The following is a 24035-nucleotide window of genomic DNA, read 5'->3' as shown; positions in this document are numbered from 1 at the left end:
TCGAGGAGGATGAAGATGAACATCATCGATCAACTGGAAATGGAACAACAGAAAAAGGATATCCCGGTTTTTAAGGCCGGTGATACCCTTAAGGTTCATGTAAAAATCACTGAAGGCGACAAGCAGCGGATCCAGGTTTTCCAAGGTGTCTGCATCAAGCGTGTTAACCGCGGGCTCGGGTCTTCCTATACCGTACGCAAAATCTCTGGTGGTATTGGCGTTGAGCGGATCTTCCCGCTGCATTCACCGAGTATCGACAAGATCGAAATCGTTCGTGTCGGTAAGGTTCGTCGCGCCAAGCTTTACTATCTGCGCAACCTGCGTGGAAAAGCTGCCCGAATCGCTGAAAAGCGTGTGGTCTGAGTTCAAAAAATTGATTATGATAAGCCCCCAACACCGGTTGGGGGCTTTTTTTTTGGGGTAGAGTTGATGAGTAATTTGGAACTGTTTGCTGACAGCGAAATTTCAACCCTCTATTTCGAAGAACAGGCGGCAGCGCGGGGGTGTCAGGCTGTTGCTGGTGTTGATGAAGCGGGGCGCGGGCCGTTGGCTGGCCCGGTCGTGGCTGCTGCTGTTATTTTGCCGCAGGATTTCTCGCTCCCAGGGTTGACCGATTCAAAAAAATTGAGCGAAAAACAACGAGACAGGTTTTACCCGGTGATCCGTGAACAAGCTCGTGCGGTCGGCATTGGGGTGGCAAGCGCCATTGAGATTGATCGGCTGAATATCCTTCAGGCAACATTGCTGGCTATGCAAAGGGCAATTAAGCGCTTAACGGAAGTTCCAGATCATCTTTTGATTGATGGGATCACTCCGCTTCCGCTGCAGGTTTCACAGCAAACACTGAAGAAGGGGGACAGCCGATCACTGTCGATCGCTGCTGCGTCGGTTGTTGCCAAGGTGGTACGGGACTGGATCATGTACAGTCTTGATAAACAACACCCCGGTTATGGTTTTGCCAAGCACAAAGGGTACGGTACGGCTGAGCATCGTCGAGCAATTGCTGAATTAAAACCGAGTCGTCACCATCGGGCCAGCTTCGCCGGAGTCAGGGAGTATTTGCACGGATGACCGAACAGCGGCTTGCTTTAGGGAAATGGAGGGAAGAGTGGACGGTTTAAACTTTTGCGGGAAAAGGGGCTGGATGTCTTTGCTCGCAACTATCCCGCACTGGTCGATGAAATTGATATTATTGCCTGTAGCCTGAGCACGTTGCTGTTTTTCGAAGTCAAAACCCGCCGTGTCGTTCAGTTCGGTTTGACACAGGAGTCGGTCGTAGTGCGAAACAACAGCAGATTTTCCGCACCGTTTAGCGGTATCTACAATGGGAAAAGGTGTGTAAGCTGCAGCCTCGGTTTGAGGTCGTGGCGATTCTGTGCCAGAGTGACATAAACGCGAAAATTCAGCATTTGCATAATGCCTCCGGCTTGGCTGATTAATGAGGGAGAGGATATGACGGAAACTACAACTAATGAGTCGATCGATCTGGCAAGTTACGGGATGCTGCGCCTCGGTGTTGCCACCCCGGAGCTGCGTGTCGCAGATGTCGATTTCAATCTGGAGCAGATCCGTCAGCTGAGTCTGCAGGCAGTACTGCAGGGGTGTCGCTTGTTGTTGTTCCCGGAGCTGTGCCTTACCGGGTATACCTGTGGTGATCTGTTTTTTCAGCAGTCGCTGCAGCGCAAGGTTGAACGAGCCCTAATTGAACTGGCCCGTTTTACTGCCGATGAGATTGCGTTGGTTGTCGGTGCACCTTTGGCGACAAGTGGGCGATTGTTCAATTGTGCGGTATTGATCGCGAATGGTGAAATTTGCGGGGCCGTACCGAAGACTTTTTTACCCAACACCGGTGAGTTTTACGAGCAGCGTTGGTTCAGCTCCGCGCGGGAGCGAAGCAGTAATTATCTGTTGATCGAGAATCAGCAAATCCCCTTTGGTGATGACCTGCTGTTTCGGGCCGAGGACTTTCCCGATTGCCAGATCGGTATAGAAATCTGCGAGGATGCTTGGGCAGTGGCGCCGCCAAGCGGCTCTCAAGCGCTGGTTGGGGCAACGCTGTTGCTCAATCTATCCGCCAGCCCGGAAATTCTAGGCAAGCATGCCTATCGTAGGGCGTTGGTGTCTGCTCAATCGGCACGTTGCCTAGCCGCTTATGCCTATGCGTCGGCCGGTCCGAACGAGTCAAGCACCGATCTGGTTTTTTCCGGTCATTCCCTGATTGCAGAAAACGGGCAGATTCTGACCGAAACCGAGCGCTTCCAGTTCGACAGCCAGTTGGCGGTGGCCGATGTCGATCTGGAAAGATTGGTCGGTGAGAGACAGCGTAACAGCAGCTTTGCCGCAGGGGTTCCGGCACATAATTTTCGCATTCAACCGTTTCAATGTACTCCAACCGCAGTTGACGATTTGAAGCGTCCGGTGAGCAGGACGCCGTTTGTTCCGCCAGACGATGCTGAACGCAGTGCCCGCTGTCGAGAAATTTTCCAGTTGCAGACCAGCGGGCTGGCCAAGCGGCTGCGACATACCGGCAGCAAACAGGTGGTGATAGGTCTTTCCGGTGGCCTCGATTCGACACTAGCGTTGCTGGTGACGGTCAAGGCGTTCGACCTGCTCGGCCTTGATCATAAAGGGGTCGTCGCCATCACCATGCCAGGTTTCGGCACCACCGAGCGTACCCGCAGTAACGCTGAAATTCTGGCCGAAGAACTTGGCACCGAATTGCGGATTGTTCCAATCGATGCTGCGGTGTTACAACATTTTGCCGATATCGGTCACGATGAAACGCAGCATGACATCACCTATGAGAACAGCCAGGCACGCGAGCGTACCCAAATCCTGATGGATGTCGCTAATCAGGTTGGTGGCTTGGTAATCGGTACCGGCGATCTATCCGAGTTGGCGCTCGGCTGGTGTACCTATAACGGTGATCACATGTCGATGTACGGAGTTAACGTTGGGGTGCCAAAGACGCTGGTGCGTTATCTGGTAGACTGGTGCGCCAAAGAGGAGTTCTCTGGCAAGGTTTCCGAAGTGCTGATAGATGTCTGCGAAACCCCTGTTTCTCCAGAGCTTCTGCCACCGGACGAAAATGGCGATATCGCTCAAAAAACCGAGCTGGTGGTTGGCCCCTATGAGTTGCAAGATTTTTTCCTCTATCAGGTGGTGCGAATGCACTTTGCACCGCGCAAGGTTCTGTTGCTGGCGGATTTGGCGTTTGTCGACATGTCGCGTACGGAAATCCTCAAGTGGTTACGCCAGTTCTACCGCCGCTTTTTCTCGCAACAGTTCAAGCGCTCCTGCCTGCCGGATGGACCGAAAGTAGGAACCGTGGCTCTTTCACCGCGCGGCGATTGGCGGATGCCGAGTGATGCTCAGGCCAGTCTCTGGCTACAGGAACTGGAGGGGCTCGAGTGACCGGCACCCTTTATGTGGTGGCGACACCGATCGGCAACCTTGAGGATATTACCTATCGCGCCGTGCGGGTGTTGCAGGAGGTCGATCTGATCGCGGTCGAGGATACCCGTCACAGTCGTAAACTGCTGGAACATTACGGTGTCAAAACCGGGTTGGTTTCCTATCATGAGCACAACGAGCAGGAGCGTGCCGCTCAACTGCTGGAGAAATTGCAGGCGGGGCAGTCGCTAGCGCTGATCAGCGATGCCGGAACTCCCTGCATCGCTGACCCCGGCTACCGGTTGGTTTCTCATTGCCGACAGGCGGGGATAAATGTAGTGGCTGTGCCGGGGGCATCGGCGCTGGTGGCGGCCCTGTCGATTGCCGGCTTGCCGACTGATTCTTTCCGGTTTGTTGGCTTTTTGCCGGCGAAATCCCATGGCCGCCGTCAATTTTTGGAGCAGTTGAAGGACGAGTTGCAGACGGTCGCTTTTTATGAGGGCCCGCACCGCTTGCAGGCCTGTCTACAGGATGTTGCCGATATCTGCGGGGCCGGACGAAAGATTTCGGTAGCCCGCGAGTTGACCAAGCGACATGAAGAACTGTTTAGCGGAACTGTAGCGGAAGCGGCTGAGTATTACGCCGCGGGAAAGGTCAAAGGAGAACTGGTGTTACTGCTTGGCCCTGCCGAAAAAAAGAAACCCCAGGGGACGGTGAAGGAGGAGTTAGCTCGCCTGCATGCTGAAACCGATTTGAATTGGAAGCAGATCGTCAAGCAGGTGGCCAGAGACTTCGGCCTGTCCGGCAGTGAGGTTTACCGGCAGTCGCTGGAACTTAGAGGAAAAGATTAAGCTGATAGAGATATTCCGCGGAGTTAACGAACCACGTGGAAAAGCTCATACTCTCCGGTCGCCTCTTGCCATTCAATCTGTAGTTCATCGACAAAAGCCAAATCCGGACCATGCTTACACCACTCGATAGCTTTTTTCACCGTTTCCCGTGGGCCTTCAAAGACCGCTGATACAGAGTTGTCCGGGTTGTTGCGGACCCAGCCTGTCAGGCCGAGTTGGTCGGCCATGTTTTTGGTGCTTTGGCGGAACCAGACCCCCTGAACCCTTCCAGTGACACGGATCGATGCCCTTGTTTGAGACATATTTAGCTCTCCTTGCCGATCAGTTCGAGGAATTCCTCTTCGCTCAGCACAGTGAGGCCTAGTTGCTCGGCCTTGGCCAGTTTGCTGCCCGCCCCGGGACCGGCGACGACGTAGTCGGTTTTTTTACTCACCGAGCCGCTGGCCCTTGCCCCTTCCGCCTCGACCAGTGATTCCCCTTCTTTGCGGCTGAAACGTTCGAGGGCTCCTGTAAAGACGAATACTTTGCCTGAAAGTTTATCTCCCCGTAGTTGCTCTGTTGCAAGCGGGGCAACGCCGAATTGTTTGAGTTCTTTGAGAACCCGCAGGTTGCTCGGATCGGCAAAGAAGCGGGTTACGCTTTCGGCGACCTGGGGGCCTATTTCGTGAGTTGCCAATAGTTGATCTCTATTGACTGCAGCCAAGGCATCAAGGGAACCGAACTGACGACTGAGGACTTTGGCCAGGTGACTACCGACATGGCGGATTCCGAGACCGAACAGGAAACGTTCTAAGGGGCGCTGTTTGCTGGCATCAATGGCTGTCAGCAGTTTTTCCGCCAGTTTGTCGCCCATCCGCTCAAACTGGAAAAGCTGCTCTTTCTCCAGCCGATAGAGGTCGGCAACGCTTTTGACCAGTTCGAGGCGTAGCAGCTGGTCGATCAGCCGGTCGCCCAGACCTTCTATATCCATTGCGCCACGGGAGCAGAAGTGTTTCAGCGACTCTTTTAACTGGGCTGGGCAGCTCAAGCCCTGACACCGGGGGACCACCGCATCCGCTTCACGCAAGACCGGTGAGCCGCAGGCCGGACATTCGCTCGGTTCGGGAATCTCCTGTTCGTTGCCGGTGCGTTTTTCTGTAATCACCTTGACAATGTCGGGGATGACGTCACCGGCCCGTTCGACAATCACGGTGTCGCCTATCTTGATGCCGAGTCGTTCTATTTCGTCCCAGTTGTGCAGGCTGGCACTTGAAACAATGACGCCGCTGACGTTGACCGGATGTAGATTGGCAACCGGGGTGATGGCACCGGTGCGGCCGACCTGGTAGCGTACCGATTCGAGCAAAGTCGTCTCCTGCCGCGGCGGGAATTTGCAGGCGATGGCCCATCGGGGAGTGCGGCTTTTTTCGCCCAGCTCCTGCTGCAGTGTGCGGCTGTTGACCTTGACCACCATGCCGTCGATTTCGAACGGAAGCTGGTCACGCAGCTCCTGCAACTCCTGGTAGCGTTCAATTACCTGCTCGATGTCGGCAGCAACCTTGACCGTCTCCAGGTTGACCTTCAAGCCCCAGCGACGCAGCGATGCTAGTAACTCAGAGTGGCTCCGTGGTTTGCTATCGGAGATGGCACCGACGCCGTAACAGCTGATCGTCAGAGGTCGGCTGGCGGTCAGCTTCGAATCGAGCTGGCGCAGGCTGCCGGCGGTTACGTTGCGTGGGTTGGCGAAGGTGGTTTCCCCTTCCTCGCGGCGTTGCTCGTTCATCTTGCGAAACGCCTCCAGCTCCATGTAGATTTCGCCGCGCACCTCTAGTTGCTGCGGGTAGTCATTTTGCAGGCGCAGGGGGATGGCACCGATGGTGCGGACGTTCTGGGTGATCTCCTCGCCGCTGGTGCCGTCGCCTCGGGTTGCGCCACGAACAAGTTGACCGTTTTCGTAGGTCAGCGCCACCGCTACGCCATCAAGTTTCATCTCGCAGAGGTATTCGATTGCTTTATCGCGGGCCAGGAACCGTTTCAGACGCGTGTCGAATTCGCGCAGATCCTCAGGGCCGAAGGCATTTTCAAGCGACAGCATTGGGCTGGCATGGATTGCCTGTGGGAAACTGTCAAGGGGAGTGCTACCGACTCGCTGTGAAGGGGACTCACTGCTGACCAGTTGTGGAAAGTTCTTTTCCAGTTGGAGCAACCGCTGCATCAACTTGTCGTATTCGGCATCGCTGATCTCTGGTTTGTCGAGGCTGTGATAGAGGTAATTGTGGCGATGTAGCTGGTTGCTCAGCTCGGCATGTTCTTGTTGAGCGTTTTTGAGTTTCTGTGAGGTTTCGGCAGTCATTGTCTGTCCTTGCTGGTTTGATCGTCTGACATTCGGCTTATAGCATGAGCCGCAGCCAACGACAAGTTCTTCCCCTTTGTCGATGTTTAGGCTAAACTTCGAAAAACTTTGTGAAATTGGCTATACTTGCGGTGCGAGTAGATTTGACGGTTATAGGCTATCGTTTTTGATCTGTTGGAGATTTAATGCCTGACGAAGCATTTTGGCGTTTGCTGGCGCTATTGGCCTTGTTGGCCCTGTCCGGTTTCTTTTCCGGTTCCGAAACAGCTTTGCTTTCTCTCGATAAGTTACGCGTTCGTTTTCTTCAGCAAAAAGGGCGGCGTGGTGCTGATAAGTTGGCTAAATTGCTGGATGATCCAGATCGTCTGTTGAGCGGTATTCTGGTCGGTAATAACTTGGTCAATATTGCCGCGTCAGTTATCGCCACCGGTCTGTTTGTAAGCTATTTCAGCGATCAGGGGGAGCTTCTGACGGTCTTGGTTCTGACGCCGGTTCTACTGATTTTTTCCGAGGTTTGCCCCAAAACCTATGCGGCTCAATATCCAGAGAAAGTGTCTTTTTTCGTTCTCAACCCGATCCGTTTCGTAGTCTGGGTTATGATGCCGGTCGTGTTGGTGGTCTCTTCGGCGTCGAAATTGCTGACCAAATTTTTTCGTGGTGAAAAGGCAGAAGGACTGTCGGTATCTGAGGACGAGATCCGGGCGATCATTGAGGTTGGCGAAGAAACGGGCGTTGTTGCTGCCGAGCAACGAAGGATGTTGCACGGCATCTTCGATCTGTCCGAAACCCGGGTTCGGGATGTCATGATTCCGCGGACCGAAGTTGTCGGACTGAATGTGTCTGCCAGCTTTCAGGAGGTACTCTCCCAGGTACAGCAGGCTCGGCATTCCCGTTTCCCGGTATATCGGGACAATATGGATAATATTGTTGGAGTGATGCACTCGAAAAAGGTTCTCGATTTTGTCGGCCGGACTGAAACTTTCTCTTTGGAGCATATATGTAGAAAACCTTATTTTGTTCCTGAGTCGAAACGGATTGCCGTGTTGTTGCAGAGTTTTCGCAAAAAGAGAGAGCATTTGGCGATAGTTGTCGATGAATATGGCGGTGTCGAAGGAATAGTTACGCTGGAGGATGTGGTTGAGGAGATCGTCGGTGAAATTCATGACGAGTACGATATTGAAGAGGTCGATTTCCGCCAGCTCGGGCCTGGCCGTTTTCTGGTCGATGGTGCTGTTTCGGTGCGAGCGGTCAATAAGCGTTTGAAGCTGGCGTTGCCGGAAGACCATGTGACCACCTTGGCCGGCTACTTGTTGCAGGTTATGGGGAAAATTCCCGAGGAGGGGGAGACGGTCGAAGAGGGCGGTATTCTGTTTCGGGTCAAGCGGATGGATGAGCGAAGGGTAGAGGAAGTCGAAATGGTTTTGACCGCAGAAGAGAATTGAATCTGAGACCTAATAAATAGCGTAAGGAAGGAGCGACAGTGATGTCGCTCCTTTTTTTTTGTGACTGACGAGAGGACATTTTTAGTTGCCTGAAGTCTCGGTTTTTTTTGCCTGATCCTTGTTTGTGAAACGATAATTGTCAAAATTCAATTTGCTCAATTAGTAATTTCACACGTTGAGCAGTTTGGCAATCTTCTTAATGAAAGATAAGTCCTTGCCAGAGCGGCATTTTCTTAAAGCAGAAAAGGGCTAAAAAATAGGGATTTCTCCTTGACAGGAGCAGGACCTATCGCTATTCTTTCCCCATTCTGGTGTCAAACAGTGTCAATTGGTGTCAAATATGAATTTTTCTGGTCAGTTCAACGTCAGTATTGATCTCAAGGGCCGTATCAGTGTACCGGCTTCTTTTCGGGATGAACTGCGTGAAACTTACCAGAGCGAAAGTATTGTTGTCACGACCTTTGATGGTGGGCTGGTCGGCTTCCCGCCGTGTCGCTGGAAGGAGATTTGCGCAAAGGTAGAAGCGCTTCCCCCGGGGCCGTTAAAAGATGCGAACCGGCGTACTCGTATTGCTCCGGCGCAAGAGTGCTCATTCAACAAGCAGGGTAGGATTCAAATCCCCCAGTCTCTGCGTGATTATGCCGATCTGCAGAAGGATGCAGTAGTTATCGGAATGTTTGAAAAGATCGAGATTTGGAACAAGGCTGCTCACCAGCGGATTAGTCAGGACTCAGAAGATGTCCTGAAGCAGAATGCGCAAGCCCAGGCGGATATCGGTTTTTAAGTTATGACAGTGGCCTTTGAGCATCTGTCGGTCATGCCGGATGAGGTGCTGCATTGGCTGCAACCGAAGCCTAGCGGTGTTTATCTTGATGGCACGCTGGGGGGCGCTGGCCATGCGCGTTTAATTTTGACAGCGGCGCCTGATTGTCGGTTGATCGGTCTTGATCGTGATCCGGCAGCGTTGCAAAAAGCCGCGGAAGTATTGGCGCCTTTTGAGGATCGGGTCAGCTTGCACCATGCTACGTTCGATCAGGCTGCGGATGTGCTGCGGCTTCTTGGTATTGATCAAGTCGATGGAATGATACTCGATCTGGGGGTTTCCTCTCATCAACTTGACACCCCGGAACGAGGGTTCTCGTTTCGCTACGATGCTCCACTTGACATGAGAATGAACCCGCAGGTTGGGGTGACTGCCGCCGAGGTGGTTAATCAGGCGGAAGAAGAAGAGTTGGCGAGGATTTTTTTTGAATATGGCGAAGAGCGCTACAGTCGACGGATCGCACGAAAGATTGTCTTCCAGCGGGACGAAGCGCCGATTACCCGAACCAGTGAGTTGGCCCAGTTGGTACGGGACACCGTTCCGGGGGGGAAAAAGCCGGGGCGGATTCACCCGGCGACCCGGGTTTTTCAGGCTTTGCGGATCCATGTCAATCAGGAATTGCAGCAGGTTCGGGACGGTGTGACTGTCGGACTCGAACTGCTCAAGCCGGGTGGCCGACTGGCAGTGATCAGTTTTCATTCGTTGGAGGATCGGATCGTAAAGCAGTTGTTCCGTGAAAAAGCAAAAGGTTGTGTTTGTCCTCCGCGGCTGCCGGTCTGTCAATGCAATCAGTTGCCGCTGATAAAGCTGCTCACCCGCAAAGGAGTTCGCGCGAGTGAGCAGGAAATAGAAGTGAATAGCCGTTCCCGCAGTGCCATATTGCGGGTGGCTGAGCGTTGCTGATCGATGGTTAGCTGCTTTTGTAGCTAGGGGAGGTGCCTATGGAAGCTCTGCCAAGAACTACTATCAAAATTAATGGATTTTCGCTGCAACGGCCAAAGCTGGCCCCTATTTTTACTGCAATTGTTCTGGTGTCCCTGCTGGCATTGATGTTCGTCTGGTCTCGGATTCACGCGATTAACCTTGAGTACGATATCTCAGGTCTTGAGCGTCAGGTTCGTATGGGGCACCAGCAGATTAAGCAGCTGAAACTGGAAGCCGCCTATCTTTCTCGTGATACTCGGATTGAGACTCTGGCCCGCAAGGAACTTGAGCTCAGGACTCCGGCTTCTGGCCAAGTTATCAGGATCGATTGATATGGCGACTTCGGAGCGTGGAATTCAACTCCGCATCCGATTTTTCGGTGTCCTGTTTGTTGCCGCATTTCTGGTGGTTGCTGGTCGCGCCTACTACCTGCACGTTGTTCAGGCCCCCAAGCTTCAGGACCGTGCTGACCAGCAGCGGCAGCGGGTGGTCGAGTTGGCCCCTCAGCGCGGCAGTATTCTTGACCGCAATGGCGATCCTTTCGCTTTGAGTTTGGACACCCAATCCCTTTATGCTGATCCTGTACTCGTCAAGGAACCGGAGAAAGTTGCTGGGCAGTTGTCCGATTTGCTGAAAATGAAAAAGCAAGAGTTACTCGAACTGCTGTCGGCAAAGAAGCGGTTCGTCTGGATCAAGCGCAAGCTGGACCCGGAGCTTGCCAATCAGGTTCGTAAGCTTGGAATCGGTGGGCTGCAGTTCGTTCCTGAGCATAAGCGTTTTTATCCTCAGGCTAGTGTCGCTTCTCAGGTGGTCGGGTTTACCGGCCTCGACCCGAAAGGACTGGAAGGGATTGAACTGGAGTATGATCAGTTGCTGCAGGGGCAACCGGGACGCCTGGTTTCTCAGCATGATGCTCGCGGGCGCGGCATGGCGACTGAGGAACAATTAGTTCAGGGGGGGGTCCCAGGCCATTCCTTGCAACTGACTTTGGATCGCTCGCTGCAATATATTGCTGAGAAGGAACTAGCTCGAGTAATCAAAGAATTTGCAGCTAAAAGCGGATCGGTTGTGGTGATGGAGCCGTCTAGCGGTAAAATCCTGGCGCTAACCAGTCAGCCTGATTACAACCCGAATCTTCCGGATAAGTCGCGAGTTTCGAGTCGCCGCAATCGGGCTGTGACAGATATGTATGAGCCGGGTTCCACTTTCAAGCCGTTTCTGCTGGCTGGTGCCTTGGAAGAAAAGATTGTCCGTCCCGGTCAGAAAACCTATTGCGAAAATGGTCGTTATGAGGTTGGCGGCAAGGTGATTCGCGACACTAAAAAGCATGGCCGACTAAACCTGGAAGAAATGCTTAAATACAGCAGTAATATAGGTTTCGCCAAACTGGGCAAAGCACTGGAACGGGATCGTTTCTACTCTTACATTCGGGATTTTGGTTTCGGCGAAACGACCGGTCTCGACCTCCCTGGGGAAGTAAAAGGGATGCTTCGTCCGCCTTCCCGTTGGTTCGAAATCGATCTGGCTGCTATCTCCTTCGGTCAAGGGTTGAGCGTAACGCCGATACAGATCGCAACCGCCATGTCCGCCATTGCCAATGGTGGTCTGCTGATGGAGCCCTACTTGGTGGAAAAGGTTATTGATGCCGATGGGCAAACGGTTCAACAACGATTGCCTCAGGTCAAACGCAGGGTGATTTCCGAACAGACTGCCAAGCTGGTTCGGAAGATGATGGTCTCAGTGACCGAACCGGGCGGGACGGGCACGCGTGCTGCGTTGCCGGGCTACCAAGTGGCTGGAAAGACTGGTACAGCGCAAAAAGTCGATCCGGTGACCGGTGGATATTCGCTCGACAAAAGGGTCTCGTCGTTTATTGGATTTGTGCCGGCAGAATCGCCGGCTTTGGTGATTTCGGTGAGTATTGATGAGCCGGATGGAAAAGGTTACGGTGGAGTGGTTTGCGCGCCGGCCTTCGCGCGGATTGCAGAACAGTCACTCAGTCATCTGAATGTCCTGCCGAAAGGAACACTCAATTCACTTGAAGTGGTCCAAGCCGACTGTGAACCGTTGCCCGATCTGGCAGCTTTGATCCCTGATAGAAAGCCAGGCGACGGTTTGGTGATGCCCGATTTTCGTGGCATGAGCTACCGCCAGGTTCTGCAGGCGATGCAGAAAAAACAGCTGAATCTTAAATTGACCGGCAGCGGACAGGTTGTTGAGCAATCGCCGGCTCCTGGTAGGAAAATCCGTTACGGCAAACAAGCTTGGGTTCGCTTCGGGGCTTAGGGGGGATCGATGCTGCTTTCTAAGATGCTGAAAGACATTGAAATTGCCAAACAATACGGTCCGGCCGATGTGGAAGTTTCCGGGCTGGCCTGCGATTCTCGCCGAGTGCAACAAGGATTTGCCTTTTTCGCTTTACCCGGCGCATTGACGGATGGCTTCGATTTTATTCCCCAAGCCACTGCTGCTGGAGCAGCAGTGGTTATTAGCGAGCGTTGGCCAGCAACATTTCTGGAAAATGTCTGTTATCTACAGGTTGCAAATGTACGTAGAACGATGGCCCTGATCGCCAGCGAATACTACAGGCATCCGACAGCAGGAATTCCTGTGATTGGCGTCACCGGCACTAACGGTAAAACCTCAATCACCTATCTGCTGGAAGCGGTACTGAGGCAGGCCGGCTACTCACCTGCGGTATTCGGCACGATCGAGTATCGGTTTGGAAACGAGAAGCTTGAGTCGACTCACACGACCCCCGAATCCCTCGAGTTGATGCAGATGATGGGGAAATTTCGTATGCAGGGAGCAGACGCCATTATTCTCGAAGTCTCTTCGCACGCGCTCGAGCAGCATCGGGTCGATGGAATCGAATTCGACATCGCTGTTTTTACCAATCTGACGCCAGAACACCTTGACTACCACCAGAACCTCGATAACTATTTTGCCAGCAAGCGGCGCCTGTTCAGCGAGTTGCTCGGTCAGGGGAGTGCGGCGATCAACCGAGATGATGGTTTTGGCCGGCAGCTGCTGCGAGAGAACCCTGCCTGGTGCAGTTTTGGCGAGGAGAAATCGGCCCAGGTCCATCCGCTTGATATTCGAATCGGGCGCGACGGCATCGTTGGTAGTTTTCTTACCCCGCATGGGCAGGTCGATATCGATAGCGGATTGATCGGGCATTTTAATATCAGTAACCTGCTGGCCACGGTCACCGCTGCTCAGTTGCTCGAGATTGAAAATCGGGAAATTTCCGCTGGAATATCAGCCGCTGCAAAGGTTCCGGGGCGCTTGGAAAAGGTCGAGAACGATAAGGATGTGCTAGCTCTTGTTGATTATGCGCATACCGGCGATGCCTTAGAGCAGGTTTTGAAAACCCTTTCGAAGCTCGATTCAAAACGTCTGATCACGCTGGTCGGTTGTGGCGGCGATCGCGACCCTAGCAAGCGTCCGGTGATGGCTGCCGCTTCAGTAGAATACAGTGACCTATCGATTTTTACCTCTGACAACCCGCGCACCGAAGATCCGCAACAAATACTTCAACAGGTTAGGTCTGGGGCGCTTGCAGTGGATGCCGTCGAGTTAAGCAAAATGCAACTGGAATCCGGAGAGAAAGGTTTTGTGGTGATTCCTGACCGCCGTACTGCGATCCGTCTGGCGGTGAGCCTTGCCAAGGCAGGGGATCTGCTGCTGCTCGCAGGAAAGGGACACGAGGACTATCAGATTTTGGGTACCGAAAAGGTCCATTTTGATGACCGGGAAGAATTGATGTTGGCATTTCAGCGCACTGTTTCGGAAGAGAAATATAATGTTTGATCTTGAGCGGGTTGCCCGGATTGCTGGCGGAGTTTTCTCGGGTAAGAAAATCAATTGCACCTTGAGTGGAATCTCCACTGACAGCCGCAATATAGAACCGGGTGCCCTGTTTATTCCGTTGCGCGGTGAGCGTTTCGACGGCCACAACTATCTGAGTCAGGCTGTTAAAAACGGTGCCGCTGCTTGTCTGAGCGAAGAGGTGGTCGAAGGTCTGAGCGTGCCGGTGGTGCGGGTGGAAAACACTTTGCAGGCACTTGGTGATCTGGCGGCGGCTTTTCGGCTGCAATTGCATGGCCCGCTGGTCGCTATCACTGGCTCGGCTGGAAAGACCACAACTAAAGAGATGTTGGCCGCAATTCTCGAGCAGGTCGGGCCAGGATTGAAGACCGCAGGGAATTTCAATAACCTGATTGGGCTGCCGTTGACCATTTTTCGAATGCAGCCGGAGCACCAGTGGGCGGTGCTGGAAATGGGGACCAGCAGTCTCGGCGAAATCGAACGCTTGACTGAAATTGCCCAGCCGACGGTCGGATTGATCACCAATATCGGTCAGGCGCACTTGGAAAACTTGCGAGGCCTCGACGGTGTCTCTCGGGCCAAGGGTGAGTTGTTTGCGGGGCTGCAGGGAGGCAGCGCTATAGTTAATCTGGATGATGAGCGGGTGGCAAAATTGCCGGTTGCTAACGGGGTTTATCGTTTGACTTATGGCCAAGCCGCAGAAGCTAAGGTGAGGGCAGAAAATATTGTCGCCACAGAAGAAAAGCTCAGTTTTGAGCTCTTGTTTGAAGGCCAGCGTCAGGAGATCGAACTGGCTGCCGCAGGGCAACATAATGTTTCCAATGCTTTGGGGGCTGCAGCTGCTGCATTGGTCCTAAAGGTACCACTTGCCAAAATCTCCGCTGGGCTGAAGAATTTTACCCCGGTACAAGGGCGAATGAACCTTTTCCCTTTGCCGTGCGGCGGTCTGCTCCTCGACGACAGCTATAACGCAAACCCCCTCTCTGTTGCTGCGGCGTTGAAGGTCTTGGCCAATTTGAAAGGGCAGGGGCGCCGAATCGCGGTTCTGGGTGACATGCTCGAATTGGGCAGTGAAGCATCGCAGATGCATCGTGAAATTGGCACCAAAGCCTGTTTCGTCGATCTGTTGATCGCTGTGGGGAATTTTGCCGCTGATATTTGCCAAGGGGCCGGTTTGAAAGCTGAGCAAATGGTTGTGGTGCCAGAAGTCGATGCGGCGATTAGTTATCTGCATGGACAACAGCGGCCAGGAGATCGAATCCTGATTAAAGGGTCGCGTGGCGTAAAATTGGATCGGCTGGCCGACGCATTGCGGGCCGCCGCTGAAGAGTTGCCGAACGGACAACAAGGGGGCTGACAGGTGCTATATCACCTTTTATATCCGTTACATACGGAATTTTCGGTGTTGTACGTTTTCCGGTTTATAACCTTCCGAACGATCTATGCGACCATCACGGCGTTGTTGATCTCGTTCATCCTTGGCCCTTGGTTGATTGATACCCTGCAGAAGATGCAGATCGGCCAGTCGATCCGCAAGGTCGGCCCCGAGTCGCACTTCGTCAAGGAAGGGACGCCGACCATGGGCGGTGCGCTGATTCTCTGCGCCATTATCATTCCGACTCTGCTGTGGGCCGATCTGAGTAACCTTTATATCTGGATTGCCCTGCTGGTGACGGCCGGCTACGGAGCGATCGGCTTCGTCGATGATTACCTGAAAGTGGTCCGTAAGAACAGCGATGGCATCTCGGCGCGACAGAAGATGTTTTGGCAGCTTCTGATTGCCGCTGGAGCCGCTTTTTTGCTATATAACAGCGTCGGCTTCGATACCCGCTTGAGCCTGCCGTTTTTCAAAAATGCCCAGCCTGATATCGGTATCTTTTACATTCCTTTCGCCATGCTGGTGATGGTCGGTGCCAGCAACGCAGTTAACCTGACCGATGGCCTTGACGGACTGGCGATTGGGCCGATGATTATTGCCGCCGGCACCTTTCTGGTGCTTGCTTACTTGGCCGGTAACGCTAACCTAGCTAGTTATCTACAGATTCAAAGCATTCAGGGGGCCGGTGAACTGTCGGTGCTGTGCGGCGCGATGATCGGCGCCGGGCTTGGTTTTCTCTGGTTCAACAGCTATCCGGCTCAGGTATTTATGGGGGATGTCGGCAGCCTGTCTCTCGGTGGATCGCTGGGGGCCATCGCAGTCATTACCAAGAATGAAATCGTGCTGGTGATCGTCGGCGGGATTTTTGTCGTTGAAGCGCTGTCGGTGATTGTGCAGGTGGTCTCGTTCCGCTACTGGGGGAAGCGGGTCTTCCGCATGGCACCGATTCATCATCATTTTGAGCTGAAAGGTTGGCCGGAACCGAAGATCATAGTGCGGTTCTGGATTATCAGTATCATCCTGGCACTTATCGGTCTTTCGACACTGAAACTGAGATGAAACAAGACTACAGCGGGCAAAGAGTTGTTGTCATCGGGGCAGGCCTCAGCGGTTTGGCCCTGGTGCGCTATTTGGTGTCGAGAGGCGCTTCGGTGGCCCTGTCAGACCAGCGTCAGTCAGATCGGATCACGGGACTCGACAGTCTGGATGGACTGCTAGTTCGTTACGACTTCGGCGGGCATGATCTGGAACTGTTCGAGCAAGCGGACCTAGTGGCGGTCAGTCCTGGCGTGCCGTTGACTTGTGAGCCGCTGATGCTGGCAGCTTCGCTGCACATTCCGTTGCTAGGGGAAATTGAAATTGCCGCTGCAGAGCTCGAAGCGCCGATCATCGGCATCACCGGCACAAACGGCAAGTCGACCACCACCAGCCTGATCGGCCAAATTATGCGCGCCTGTGGCAAGAAGGTGTTTGTCGGCGGCAACATTGGCACCCCTCTTGTCGAGGCCTGCGACGAACTTTATGATGTGCTGGCGGTTGAGCTGTCCTCTTTCCAACTGGAAACGGTCCGCAAGTTCCATCCGCGCTTCGGTCTGTTGCTCAACCTGAGTTCCGATCATCTCGATCGCTACCCCGATCTGCACAGCTACTATCTGGCGAAAGCAGAACTGTTCCGCAATATGGATGCCTCCGATTTCGCCATCCTCAACGCCGATGATCAGGAAGTGTGCCGGCTGGCGGAGAGCATTCGTGCGACCAAGGTCTGGTTTTCGGCCCAAGGGCAGGACGTACAAGGCATGGTGCGTGAGGGTGAACAACTCTATTGGAACTGGAACGGAGCAGATATCACGCTGCCGCTCGAAGCGTTGCAGCTGTCAGGCGAACACAATGTGGAAAACGCTATGGCCGCCATGATTCCGGCTTTGTTGCAAGGTTGCCCAGCCGAATTGGCTTGGCAGGCGGTTTGCAAATTCACCGGTCTGGAGCACCGCATGCAACTGGTAAGACGGTTGAACGGGGTTGACTGGTACAACGATTCCAAGGGAACCAATGTCGGCAGCGTGATAAAAAGTCTGGCTGGTTTATCGGCGCCCGTTACACTGATTGCCGGTGGCAAGGACAAGGGGGGCGACTATGCGCCCCTACGGTCGCTGGTCGAAGAAAAGGTTTCAAACCTGATTCTGATCGGCGAGGCGGCAGCGCGAATCGCCGCTGAATTGTCGGGCGCAAGCGAAATCAGGATGGCCGCAACGATGGCAGACGCCGTACAACAGGCATACGAAGTCACGACTGCTGGCAGCGCTGTCCTGTTGTCTCCGGCCTGTTCAAGCTTTGACATGTTTAAAAACTTCGAAGAGCGCGGTCTGGTTTTTAGTCGCCTGGTCCGGCAGTTGCCGGAAGAGGGAGACATGGCATGACCTGGCGGCGGAATGTCGATACCACGGTTCTGCTGGTTGCCGTTGCCCTGACCTGTATCGGGGTGGTGATGGTTTATTCCTCCTCGGCGATTATGGCCGCTGATCGTTTCAATGACGGCTTCTATTTCTTGAAGCGGCAGATGGTCTACACCCTGGTCGGGTTTACCCTGATGGCCGCTGCGACCTATTTCAATTACCAGAACTGGCGCAAGTTGGCAGTGATTATCCTGTTCGGCAGCATCATGCTGCTGGTACTGCTGTTTGTGCCGGGACTCGGCGTACGAGTTGGTGGGGCGCTGCGATGGCTGCGATTGCCAGGCTTCAATCTGCAGCCAGCAGAATTGGTCAAGCTCGGTTTAGTGCTCTATCTGGCTCATTCGTTGACGCGAAAAAAAGAGATGGTGCGTTCTTTCTCGAAGGGCTATTTGCCGTACATGATCGTTCTCGGAGGACTGCTGTTGCTGTTGCTCAAACAGCCTGACCTGGGCAGTGCAATGATCATCGCAGGGGTCGCTCTTTCGATGCTGATCGTTGCAGGGGTACGCTGGCTCTACGTGCTGGCCACGATTCTTGCGACAATGCCGGCACTCTATTTTCTGATTATGAACGTTGACTATCGCCGCCGCCGGATTCTGGCGTTTCTCGACCCTTGGGACGATCCTTTCGACACGGGTTTTCAGATCATCCAGAGTCTGGTTGCCTTCGGTAACGGTGGGGTGCTCGGGCAGGGGCTTGGCACTGGACAGCAGAAGTTGTTCTATCTGCCGGAGGCGCATACCGACTTTATTTTTTCTGTTATAGGTGAAGAGCTCGGGCTGGTTGGTGTTCTCGTTGTCGCGGCCTTGTTCCTGATGCTGGTTCTCTGCGGGATTCGTATTGCACTGCAGTGTACGGATCCGTTTGGTCGCAACCTCGCGTTTGGTTTGAGTTTGTTACTCGGTTTGGAGGCCTTTGTCAATTTCGCTGTCTGCACCGGACTGTTGCCGACAAAAGGGCTGGCGTTGCCGTTTATCTCCTACGGTGGGACTAGTCTGGTTGTTTGTTTGATTGCTGTCGGAATTTTGCTGAACATCTCCAGTTCCTTGGAGAGTCAGTGATGAGACTGCTTCTGGCCGGTGGCGGAACCGGCGGACATTTGTTCCCGGCAGTTGCTCTGGCGCAACTGTTGATGCAGCAGGAACCACAGGCGGCAGTGCAGTTCGTCGGTACCGATAAGGGGATGGAGGCGCGGATGCTCCCCAAGTTGGGGCTGCCGCTGGAAACAGTTGATATGGCGGGGGTGGTCGGTACCGGGTGGCGGGGAAAGCTGGAGATGATTCCGAGGTTACTCAAAAGCATGAAGCAGGCGCACGCGATCTTGAGGAAATTCTCACCCGATCTGGTGATCGGGGTCGGCGGCTACTCTTCGGTTCCGGTTTTACTGGTAGCGAAGCTACTCGGTATCTCGTACGCGATTCATGAGCAGAATGCCACTCCGGGTCTGAGCAATAAACTACTGGGGCGTTGGGCAACGCGGATCTTTCTCTCTTTTGCTGTTACCGGCAGCAGCTTCGATGCACGGAAAACAATGTTGACCGGAAACCCGCTGCGGCAGGGTTTTGAATCTGTGCCAGCCAAATTGCCGGCCAAAGGCAAACTGTTGATTTTCGGCGGCAGTCTCGGGTCGCAGGCGATCAACCGGACGGTGGTGGGGATGTTGCCGCGGCTGAAAGAATGGCCGGATTGCCCGGAAATTCTGCACCAGACCGGCGAAGCGGAATACGAAAAGGTACAAAGCGCCTATGCGGCGGCTGGTTTGGATCCGAAATCAGTGGTTCCATTTATTGACGATATGGCAACCGCCTATGCTGAAGCCAAACTGGTTATCTGTCGGGCCGGTGCGACCACCCTGGCGGAGTTGACTGTTTGTGGCCGTCCGGCATTGCTGATTCCATTCCCCTTTGCCGCAGGAGATCATCAAACAACCAATGCGCGGACCTTGGAAATGGCTGGTGCGGCAAAACTGCTGCCCCAGGCCGACCTTACGGCCGAGCAACTGATAGAGCAGGTAATGCGGCTGTTTGCAGACACCGAGCAGCTGCAGCGGATGGGGGAAAAAGGCAGAACCTTGGGGCAGCCAGGGGCAGCTGAAAAGATTTTGCATGAGTGCCGTCAGCTGGTCGGCACCTATTCGCAGGGAGCGATATAGATGTACGGACGGATCAAAAAGATTCACTTTGTCGGGATCGGAGGCATCGGCATGAGTGGTATTGCTGAACTGCTGCTTAACCAGGGCTATCATGTCTCTGGTTCAGATCTGCGTGAGAGCGATACCACGCGGCGTTTGGCCGAACTGGGTGGCGAGATCGTGATCGGGCACCGCGCTGAAAATATCGTCGAGTGCGACGTAGTGGTCACCTCGACAGCGGTCAAGGCGGATAACCCGGAAGTGATCGAAGCCCACCGGCAGCATGTCGCGGTGATCCCGCGGGCGGAAATGCTCGCCGAACTAATGCGTATGAAGTACGGCATCGCTATCGCTGGAACCCATGGAAAAACCACTACAACCAGCATGATGTCACTAGTGCTGCACCATGCTGGAATTGACCCGACCGCAGTGATCGGCGGTAAGCTTGATGCATTCGGTAGCAACGCCAAGCTCGGGCGCGGCAAGTTTTTGGTTGCCGAGGCAGACGAGTCGGATGGCTCCTTTATGCATTTGTCACCGACTATTGCCGTAGTCACCAATATCGACGCAGATCACCTCGATTTCTATTCCGGGCTCGATGAGATCAAGCAGATATTTATCGATTTCATCAATAAGGTGCCTTTTTATGGCCGTGCGGTACTTTGCCTCGATGACCCGAACGTGCAGGATATTCTCCCGGAGGTAAAGAAGCGTTACCTGACCTATGGTTTCAGCAGTCAAGCCGATTTTCACGCTGGCGAAGTGCAGCATCGCCAGGGGCGGACCAGCTTTACCGCATATTACCAGGGGGAGGAATTGGGGCGAGTCTCGTTCCGCATGCCGGGCAGGCACAACGTGCTCAACGCTCTGGCAGTTATCGCCGTGGCGCATGAATTGGGCGTACCGTTCCAGACTATTATCGGAGGATTCCGAAATTTCGGCGGTCTGCAGCGCCGTTTCCAAGTGCGTGACGAAGTTAACGGCGTGATGATCATCGATGATTACGGTCATCATCCGGCGGAAATCAAGGCGACCCTCGCCGCCGCAAAGTCGGGCTGGAAGAAGCGTGTGGTCGCAGTGTTCCAGCCGCACCGCTACAGCCGGACATCGGCGCTGTTCGCGGATTTTTTGACCGCTTTCTATCAGGCCGATCTCCTGATCGTGACCGATGTGTATGCTGCCGGGGAAGAGCCGATTGTCGGAGCAACAGGAGAAGCCTTGGCGCAAGGCGTAATCGATCACGGTCACAAGGAAACTTATTACCGCAGTTCGCTGGAGGAAGTGACAGAACTGTTGCATGAGTTGGTTGAGACGGGCGACTTGGTTGTCACCCTCGGCGCAGGAAACGTCAATCAGGTCTGCCAAATGTTGTCGGAGCGGATGCGCAAAGCGGGGGGCGTTTGATGAGGCTTTTCAGTCGCGAGCAGATGCTGGAAAAGAAGATTGCTGTGCTGATGGGGGGATTGTCAGCAGAACGTGAGATTTCCCTGAAAACCGGAAACGCCTGCCTTAAAGCATTGCAGGAGCTTAGTTATCAGGCGATCGCAGTCGATGCAGGCCCCGATCTGCCGGAACAGTTGCGGGAAGGGAAAATTGATGTCGCATTTATTGCCTTACACGGTCGTTTCGGTGAGGACGGCCGCGTACAAGGTTTACTGGAAATGTTGCAGATTCCCTATACAGGCAGCGGGGTGTTGGCATCGAGCTTGGCGATCGACAAGGTGATGACCAAGAAGATGCTGCTTTATCACGAATTGCCGACCCCTGGTTTCGAGTTTATGCGACCGGGAGATTCGAGCGAACAGTTGCTGGAACGCTGTCACCATCTGCCTCTGGTGGTTAAGCCATCTCGGGAAGGCTCTACCATCGGCATCACCATCGCTCGCAGCCAGGAAGCGCTCAGGGATGGAATCGATTCTGCCGCCGCGCTCGATGGCACGGTGCTGGTTGAAGAATATATCGATGGGGTTGAGTTGACGGTTTCCGTGCTGAACGGAGAGGCGTTGCCGATCATTCAGATTGTACCGAAGACAGGGTTTTATGACTTTCACGCTAAATACACAGCCGGAGAGACAGAATATCTGCTACCGGCCCCAATCGATGCCGACTGTTACCATCGGATTCAACAAGTAGCGGTTTCTGCCTGCGCAACGCTGGGCTGCAGGGGGGCAGCGCGCGTCGATTTTATGCTGCGCGAAAGAGAATTTTACTGTATCGAAGTCAACACCATACCGGGGATGACCGAAACCAGCCTGCTGCCAAAAGCAGCAGCCAAGGCCGGTATTGGATTCCCTCAACTGGTTGAACAGATTCTGCTCGATGCAGGGCTGGACAAATAAAAAGCGACGCCATGCGTGATCTAAAAAAACAACAGAAAACAAAGCGGAAGGTTCGGCAGAACCGCAAGAAAACAGAGAAGAAGCCGCTAAATCTGAGGAAGTTCCTGCATCGTGCGCTGCGTATCGGGGTTGCCTCGTTTAGTGGTGCGTTGATTGTGGTCGGTGGTTTTTTGTTGGTGCAGTTGCTGTTAGCCTCCGACCTGTTCCGGATAGAACAGATCTGTGTTCAGGGCGGACGTCACCTGTCTGTGGAACAGGTCGTGGCACAGTCCGATATCAAGCCGGGGGTAAACACCTTCAGTCTCGACCTCGACCTGATCGGGCGGAAAGTTGCGGAAAACCCCTGGGTGAGTGAAGCAAAGGTGCAGCGGATTTTTCCAAAACAGATCGAAATTCAGATCGAGGAACGGGTACCGGTTGCCATTATTAATCTGGGTTATCTCTACTATTTGGGTAACCGGGGGGAGGTCTTCAAGGTTCTTGAAGCTGATGACAGCCTCGATTTTCCAGTCGTGACCGGTTTCGATTATCAGAAGATTGAACAACGTAATCAACAATCTGCAGAAGATCTGCAGCAGGTCGTGGCGTTGCTGCTTGAGTTGCAGCAACGTGAGAAGTTCGGTTTGCAGCAGATTTCCGAGGTGCATCGCGAAAAGAGCGGTGGGTTTGCACTATTTACTCTCGAGGGGGGAGTCAAGGTCAGACTGGGGCGTGAGGCTTTTGGCAATAAACTCGATCGGTTGGAGCGGATCTATGCTGAACTGCAGCCTCGACTGCCGATTCTCGATTATATCGATCTCAATGTAGATGAAAAAGTCATCGTCCGAATTGAACGGCCCAAACAAGCGGCCAAAAGCTGATGCCAAGGGGGTATCAATGAGTACAAAAAAAGATAATCTGATTGTCGGTCTCGATATCGGGACCACCAAAATCTGTTGCATTGTCGGCAATATGACTGATGAAGGTCTGGAAATTGTCGGTATCGGGACCAGCCCGTCAAAGGGATTACGCAAAGGGGTGGTCATCAATATCGAAAGCACCGTCGAGGCGATTCAGAAGGCGATTCGCGAAGCTGAGTTGATGGCCGGGTGTGAAATCAAGTCGGTGTTTGCCGGAATCGCCGGTGGGCACATCAAGGGCCTTAACTCTCAAGGAGTTATCGCCATTAAGAACCGTGAAGTTACTCCGGATGATCTGCAGCGGGTGATCGACGCGGCCAAGGCGATCGCTATTCCGATGGATCGTGAAGTCCTGCATATCCTGCCACAGGAATTTATCATCGATGACCAGGACGGAATTCGTGAGCCGCTGGGAATGAGCGGGGTCCGGCTGGAAGCTAAGGTGCATATTGTCACGGGGGCCGTTGCCAGTGCGCAGAACATCATCAAGTGTTGTAACCGCGCCGGTGTAGATGTGGCTGATATCGTCCTTGAGCAGTTGGCCAGCAGTGAAGCGGTACTTTCACCTGATGAGAAGGAATTGGGCGTGGCCCTAGTCGATCTCGGCGGCGGAACCTCCGATATCGCGATTTTCTCAGAAGGTGCCATCAAGCATACATCGGTGCTCTCGATCGGTGGCGATCACCTAACCAACGATATTGCTGTCGGCCTGCGGACACCGATGGCAGAAGCGGAAAAGATCAAGCAGGCCTATGGTTGTTGCCTGACGTCGATGATCGGCAAGGATGAGACGATCGAAGTTCCTTCCGTTGGCGGTCGTGATCCGCGGATTTTGTCACGGCAGTTGCTGGCGGAAATCCTCGAGCCGCGGGTTGAAGAGGTGTTCTCACTAGTGAATCGCGAAATCATTAAGAGCGGATACGAAGAGCTGATTGCTTCCGGTGTTGTCATCACGGGCGGCAGCGCCATACTGCCGGGGATGCCGGAACTGGCGGAACAGGTTTTTAATCTGCCGGTTCGTCGCGGCAATCCGACCAATATCGGTGGGCTGATTGATGTAGTGAATTCACCTATTTACGCAACCGGTGTCGGGTTGGTTAAGTACGGTAGCCATAACATGCAGACACAGAATTTTCGTATAGGTGAAGCCAATGTTTTTGAACGGGTAATCCGCCGGATGAAGGAATGGTTTGGAGAATTCTTCTAATACTAAAAATAATAATAATTATGGTATAATTT

Annotated in this window: 22 protein-coding genes; 20 read left to right on the top strand and 2 right to left on the bottom strand. The window is 53.7% G+C overall.

The features are described 5' to 3' along the window. Positions 1-15 precede the first annotated feature (15 nt). The 5 genes from rplS to rsmI all read left to right on the top strand — a co-directional run bounded on the left by rplS (position 16) and on the right by rsmI (position 4244). Positions 16-363, top strand: a complete 348-nt coding sequence (gene rplS / locus Q7J88_RS11435; RefSeq protein ID WP_303722357.1) for a 50S ribosomal protein L19 — start codon at positions 16-18, stop codon at positions 361-363. A 66-nt stretch (positions 364-429) separates the two neighbouring features. Then, on the top strand, positions 430-1071 hold the full coding sequence (locus Q7J88_RS11430) for a ribonuclease HII (protein WP_303722356.1): 642 nt from the start codon (positions 430-432) through the stop codon (positions 1069-1071). Positions 1072-1125: 54 nt separating this feature from the next. Continuing rightward, positions 1126-1392, top strand: a complete 267-nt coding sequence (locus Q7J88_RS15445) for a YraN family protein (RefSeq protein ID WP_369682027.1) — start codon at positions 1126-1128, stop codon at positions 1390-1392. A gap of 60 nt (positions 1393-1452) precedes the next feature. Next, complete coding sequence (locus tag Q7J88_RS11425) at positions 1453-3414, top strand: NAD(+) synthase (protein WP_303722355.1); 1962 nt, start codon at positions 1453-1455, stop codon at positions 3412-3414. After that, complete coding sequence (rsmI, locus tag Q7J88_RS11420; protein ID WP_303722354.1) at positions 3411-4244, top strand: 16S rRNA (cytidine(1402)-2'-O)-methyltransferase; 834 nt, start codon at positions 3411-3413, stop codon at positions 4242-4244. The genes Q7J88_RS11425 and rsmI overlap by 4 nt, the downstream gene beginning before the upstream one ends. A gap of 23 nt (positions 4245-4267) precedes the next feature. On the opposite strand, the gene Q7J88_RS11415 is transcribed toward rsmI, so the two are convergent. After that, complete coding sequence (locus Q7J88_RS11415; protein ID WP_303722353.1) at positions 4268-4546, bottom strand: acylphosphatase; 279 nt, start codon at positions 4544-4546, stop codon at positions 4268-4270. A gap of 2 nt (positions 4547-4548) precedes the next feature. Then, the gene (ligA, locus tag Q7J88_RS11410; RefSeq protein WP_303722352.1) at positions 4549-6576 is read right to left on the bottom strand and encodes an NAD-dependent DNA ligase LigA; all 2028 of its coding nucleotides are present in this window, start codon (positions 6574-6576) and stop codon (positions 4549-4551) included. Positions 6577-6761: 185 nt separating this feature from the next. On the opposite strand from ligA, the gene Q7J88_RS11405 reads away from it, so the two are divergent. The 15 genes from Q7J88_RS11405 (at position 6762) to ftsA (ending at position 24003) form a co-directional block, all read left to right on the top strand. Next, positions 6762-8018, top strand: a complete 1257-nt coding sequence (locus Q7J88_RS11405; RefSeq protein WP_303722351.1) for an HlyC/CorC family transporter — start codon at positions 6762-6764, stop codon at positions 8016-8018. Positions 8019-8358: 340 nt separating this feature from the next. Then, complete coding sequence (gene mraZ / locus Q7J88_RS11400) at positions 8359-8802, top strand: division/cell wall cluster transcriptional repressor MraZ (protein ID WP_303722350.1); 444 nt, start codon at positions 8359-8361, stop codon at positions 8800-8802. Between the two features lie 3 nt (positions 8803-8805). Beyond that, positions 8806-9744 (top strand): 16S rRNA (cytosine(1402)-N(4))-methyltransferase RsmH, encoded by a 939-nt coding sequence (gene rsmH, locus Q7J88_RS11395; RefSeq protein WP_303722349.1) that lies wholly within the window; start codon positions 8806-8808, stop codon positions 9742-9744. Between the two features lie 38 nt (positions 9745-9782). Further along, entirely contained in the window at positions 9783-10097 is a 315-nt protein-coding gene (ftsL, locus tag Q7J88_RS11390; protein WP_303722348.1) for a cell division protein FtsL, read from the top strand. Between the two features lies 1 nt (position 10098). After that, a complete protein-coding gene (locus tag Q7J88_RS11385; protein WP_303722347.1) occupies positions 10099-12051 on the top strand; it encodes a penicillin-binding protein in 1953 nt (650 codons plus the stop codon). Between the two features lie 9 nt (positions 12052-12060). After that, positions 12061-13578, top strand: coding sequence for a UDP-N-acetylmuramoyl-L-alanyl-D-glutamate--2,6-diaminopimelate ligase (locus Q7J88_RS11380; protein WP_303722346.1), 1518 nt, complete (start codon positions 12061-12063; stop codon positions 13576-13578). Then, on the top strand, positions 13571-14953 hold the full coding sequence (gene murF, locus Q7J88_RS11375) for a UDP-N-acetylmuramoyl-tripeptide--D-alanyl-D-alanine ligase (protein ID WP_303722345.1): 1383 nt from the start codon (positions 13571-13573) through the stop codon (positions 14951-14953). Before Q7J88_RS11380 ends, murF begins: the two co-directional genes overlap by 8 nt. A gap of 3 nt (positions 14954-14956) precedes the next feature. Continuing rightward, positions 14957-16033 carry a phospho-N-acetylmuramoyl-pentapeptide-transferase gene (gene mraY, locus Q7J88_RS11370; RefSeq protein ID WP_303722344.1) on the top strand — a complete coding sequence of 359 codons (1077 nt, stop codon included), beginning with the start codon at positions 14957-14959 and terminating at the stop codon, positions 16031-16033. Then, complete coding sequence (gene murD / locus Q7J88_RS11365; RefSeq protein WP_303722343.1) at positions 16030-17391, top strand: UDP-N-acetylmuramoyl-L-alanine--D-glutamate ligase; 1362 nt, start codon at positions 16030-16032, stop codon at positions 17389-17391. The genes mraY and murD overlap by 4 nt, the downstream gene beginning before the upstream one ends. Beyond that, positions 17388-18488 carry a putative lipid II flippase FtsW gene (gene ftsW / locus Q7J88_RS11360; protein WP_303722342.1) on the top strand — a complete coding sequence of 367 codons (1101 nt, stop codon included), beginning with the start codon at positions 17388-17390 and terminating at the stop codon, positions 18486-18488. Before murD ends, ftsW begins: the two co-directional genes overlap by 4 nt. Further along, entirely contained in the window at positions 18488-19579 is a 1092-nt protein-coding gene (murG, locus tag Q7J88_RS11355; protein ID WP_303722368.1) for an undecaprenyldiphospho-muramoylpentapeptide beta-N-acetylglucosaminyltransferase, read from the top strand. The genes ftsW and murG overlap by 1 nt, the downstream gene beginning before the upstream one ends. Next, positions 19580-20962 (top strand): UDP-N-acetylmuramate--L-alanine ligase, encoded by a 1383-nt coding sequence (gene murC, locus Q7J88_RS11350; RefSeq protein ID WP_303722341.1) that lies wholly within the window; start codon positions 19580-19582, stop codon positions 20960-20962. Continuing rightward, positions 20962-21897, top strand: a complete 936-nt coding sequence (locus tag Q7J88_RS11345) for a D-alanine--D-alanine ligase (RefSeq protein ID WP_303722340.1) — start codon at positions 20962-20964, stop codon at positions 21895-21897. Before murC ends, Q7J88_RS11345 begins: the two co-directional genes overlap by 1 nt. A gap of 11 nt (positions 21898-21908) precedes the next feature. Continuing rightward, positions 21909-22757, top strand: coding sequence for a cell division protein FtsQ/DivIB (locus tag Q7J88_RS11340; RefSeq protein WP_303722339.1), 849 nt, complete (start codon positions 21909-21911; stop codon positions 22755-22757). Between the two features lie 16 nt (positions 22758-22773). After that, complete coding sequence (gene ftsA, locus Q7J88_RS11335) at positions 22774-24003, top strand: cell division protein FtsA (protein ID WP_303722338.1); 1230 nt, start codon at positions 22774-22776, stop codon at positions 24001-24003. The last annotated feature ends 32 nt before the right edge of the window (positions 24004-24035 follow it).

The organism is Malonomonas rubra (assembly GCF_003247215.1).
In the GTDB taxonomy this organism is placed as follows: Bacteria; Desulfobacterota; Desulfuromonadia; order Desulfuromonadales; family Geopsychrobacteraceae; genus Malonomonas; species Malonomonas rubra_A.
This window is presented reverse-complemented; position numbering and strand designations above follow the sequence as displayed.